Below are 3,262 nucleotides of genomic sequence, written 5' to 3' on the forward strand. Positions count from 1 at the left end.
TATATAAGGTGTCTCAAAACAGTGAGACACCTTTTTTTCACTAATCAAACAAATAGTATGGTAAAATTTACAACATATCAATTATGAGGGACTGTCCCCAAGAAAGGGTAATGATATGATCATCATTAGACGAATTTTCCTTCGAGCAATTAAAATGAACCATTGGCTTCTTATTTTTTCCACTTTAACCTTAGTTTTTTCTAGCAGTTATATCATATATTTTTTAGAGCCAGAAACATTTACAAGTCCTTTTGAAGGATTATGGTGGACAATGACAACTGTTGTTACTGTTGGATACGGTGATGTATCTCCTACAACTGTTCCTGGTAAATTATTTGCGATGCTTCTTTACATAGTTGGAATTGGTTTAATGACGATTTTTATTGGGAAAGTAATCGATTCAATTAGTATTCGGAAAAAGCTACAGGAGGAAGGACGCTTGAAAATTACAACTGAACAACATATTATCATGATTAATTGGACGAAAAAGGCAGAAATCGCATTGGAAGAGCTTATAAAAACATTTAAAGACATTCGTATCGTTATCATTGATGAAAAACTTGCAAAAATTCCAATACTCCATGAACAAGTAGAGTTCGTTAAAGGAGATCCGGCAAATGTCGAGATTTTAAAGCAAGCAAATGTCCTGTATGCAAAATCTGTTATGGTCTTTTCACCTGATGGTACGTTATCTACTTCACAGGCAGACGGGCAAACCTTACTCATCGCATCTATAATTGAAGGAATCGGTAAAGAATTCAAACAAAATATTTATACGATTTGCGAAGTTGCCGATTCAAAACATATTCAAGCATTTGTTCACGCTAATGTTGAGGAATTTATTACCGCAAATGACACAGCAGGAAATCTTGCTGCACGGTCAATTTTATTTAACGGATCAAGTGAGGTTATTCGGCAATTAACTAGTGATAAAGGATATGATTTATATTCGATTCCTAAAAAACAAGAATGGGTCACATATGCAGATGCAAGGAAGGACCTATCGGAAATGGGAGCATTATTAATTTCTGATGGAAACGACCTATCAATAATCAATTCACTTGATAGAGTAATCCCAACTAACGCTAATTTGTTTATTATTTGCAACAATTCTACATATAATAAAATGTTAAAAAATAGATAATTTAATAGAAAGTTAGGCAATGCGGAGATATAGAATTTGTTATATCTCCCGTTTTCGCTGTCATCGTTACCTACTCATTCACATATACATGTGGTGAGGTGTATACAATGATAAAATTTGGAAACATATATTTATTTATCTCCCTTTCCCTTTTAATTTTTAACGGTACTGCATTTGGTTTTATTTTCTATCAAGAAAGACTCGGGGAGATTTTTGGTCTTATATTATTTGTCGGAACAAGTTTATTTGGAGCTCTCTTAGCCTCAATAGCCTACGAAGAAAAAATTACCTTCTACTCTCGTTTATTTTTCTATGGAAATGTTATCGTCACCTTTCTTCCAATCTACTACTTAGGAATTTCCGCATTATTTTATTCCCTCTAACTGTTCATCCATATCTTTTCTTCAAACTATCTCGTAAGGTTTAGACCATGGGATAGTTTTTTTACGAAAATTTTAGTTAAATCTAAAGAACTTCAAAGAAACCTCTAAAAATATTAAAGAACTCTCCGATATAATAAATAAGAAAATAAATAGGAAATATGGTGATTTACGATGGATAAAACGTCAATAATTGGATTAATACTTGCGATAATCGCAGTTGGAGTTGGTATGACTCTTAAAGGGGTACATCCCTCAAATCTATTAAACATACCTGCTCTACTTATTATTATTTTAGGTACGATTTCTGCTGTAACCATTGCTTTCCCAACAAGTGACATTAAAAAGGTACCTAAGTTGTTCGGTATTTTATTTAAAGAAACAAAGGTTCCAACGATCCAAGAGCTAATACCTTTATTCTCAGATTGGGCACAAGTTGCTCGTAAAGAAGGACTACTTGCACTTGAAGCAAAGCTTGCAGATATTGAAGATCCCTTTTTAAAAAATGGGTTACTCATGGCAGTTGATGGGCAAAATGCAGATTTCATACGCGATGTTATGAGTGAAGAAATTGAAGCTATGGAAGAACGTCATCAAGCAAATGCAACCATCTTCTCACAAGCTGGTACATATGCTCCAACACTTGGGGTTTTAGGAGCGGTTGTTGGTTTAATTGCTGCCTTATCTCATATGGATGATACAGCAGCACTTGGAGAAGCAATTGCAGCAGCTTTTATCGCGACAATGATGGGGATATTCACAGGATATGTTATCTGGCATCCGTTCGCCAATAAATTAAAGCGTAAATCTAAACAAGAAGTAAAAGTGAAAGAAGTAATGATTGAAGGTGTTCTATCCGTATTAGAAGGACAAGCACCAAAAGCGATTGAACAAAAGCTTGCAACATACTTACCTGTTAGTGAACGAATGAAAATGAACTCTTCAGTTTCTGAGGGAGAGAGTATAAATGGCTAAAAAAAAGAAAAAGCAACATCATGATGAGCATATGGACGAGTCTTGGCTTGTCCCATATGCGGATATTTTAACATTACTCCTTGCCCTTTTTATTGTCTTATTTGCAGCAAGCAATGTTGACGCAAAAAAATTCCATGAAATTGCGAAAGCATTTAATACAAGCTTTTCTGGAGGAACAGGTGTTTTAGAATTTCCAAGCCCTACTGAGACAGGGGAAATGGAACAGCTTGATGTACAAGAAAAAAAGTCTACTGAAGCAACTGAAGAAGAGCTAAAACAACTCGAGCAAGAAAAGTTAGCAGAAATTAAAGAAAAAGTTGATTCGTATATTGATGAAAAAAAGCTTGGTAACCAATTGCAGACAACACTTACAGAAGATGGCTTATTAATTACGATTTTAGATGAAATTTTCTTTGATTCAGGAATTGCTGAAATTCGCGAAAAAGATAAGCATCTTGCAAAGGAAATATCTGAATTACTTGTTATGAATCCTCCACGTAATATTACTGTAAGTGGACATACAGATAATGTTCCTATTAATAATTCAGCATTTGATTCAAATTTGGATTTAAGTGCTAAGCGTGCTGTCAATTTTATAAGTATATTAATTGAGAATAAGAAATTAGATCCAAGTGTTTTTAGTGCAGAAGGCTTTGGTGAGTTTAGACCAGTCGCTTCAAATGATACAGCAGAAGGCAGAGAAAAAAATAGACGTGTAGAAGTTTTAATTTTACCAAACGAGAAAAAATAAAAAGGACCGAAT

At 34.2% G+C, this 3,262-nt stretch carries 4 protein-coding genes; all 4 read left to right on the forward strand.

All coding sequences use genetic code 11. From position 1 onward, the window contains the following. Positions 1-115: 115 nt before the first annotated feature. The 4 genes from HU235_RS23070 to motB all read left to right on the forward strand — a co-directional run bounded on the left by HU235_RS23070 (position 116) and on the right by motB (position 3,250). A complete protein-coding gene (locus tag HU235_RS23070) occupies positions 116-1,144 on the forward strand; it encodes a potassium channel family protein (RefSeq protein WP_095302984.1) in 1,029 nt (342 codons plus the stop codon). A 107-nt stretch (positions 1,145-1,251) separates the two neighbouring features. Then, the gene (locus HU235_RS23075) at positions 1,252-1,527 is read left to right on the forward strand and encodes a hypothetical protein (RefSeq protein ID WP_095302983.1); all 276 of its coding nucleotides are present in this window, start codon (positions 1,252-1,254) and stop codon (positions 1,525-1,527) included. 171 nt (positions 1,528-1,698) lie between these two features. Beyond that, positions 1,699-2,499, forward strand: coding sequence for a flagellar motor stator protein MotA (gene motA, locus HU235_RS23080; protein ID WP_095302982.1), 801 nt, complete (start codon positions 1,699-1,701; stop codon positions 2,497-2,499). After that, positions 2,492-3,250, forward strand: coding sequence for a flagellar motor protein MotB (gene motB, locus HU235_RS23085; RefSeq protein ID WP_174881728.1), 759 nt, complete (start codon positions 2,492-2,494; stop codon positions 3,248-3,250). The genes motA and motB overlap by 8 nt, the downstream gene beginning before the upstream one ends. Positions 3,251-3,262 lie beyond the last annotated feature (12 nt).

Source organism: Metabacillus niabensis (genome assembly GCF_902829255.1).
GTDB lineage: Bacteria > Bacillota > Bacilli > Bacillales > Bacillaceae > Metabacillus > Metabacillus niabensis.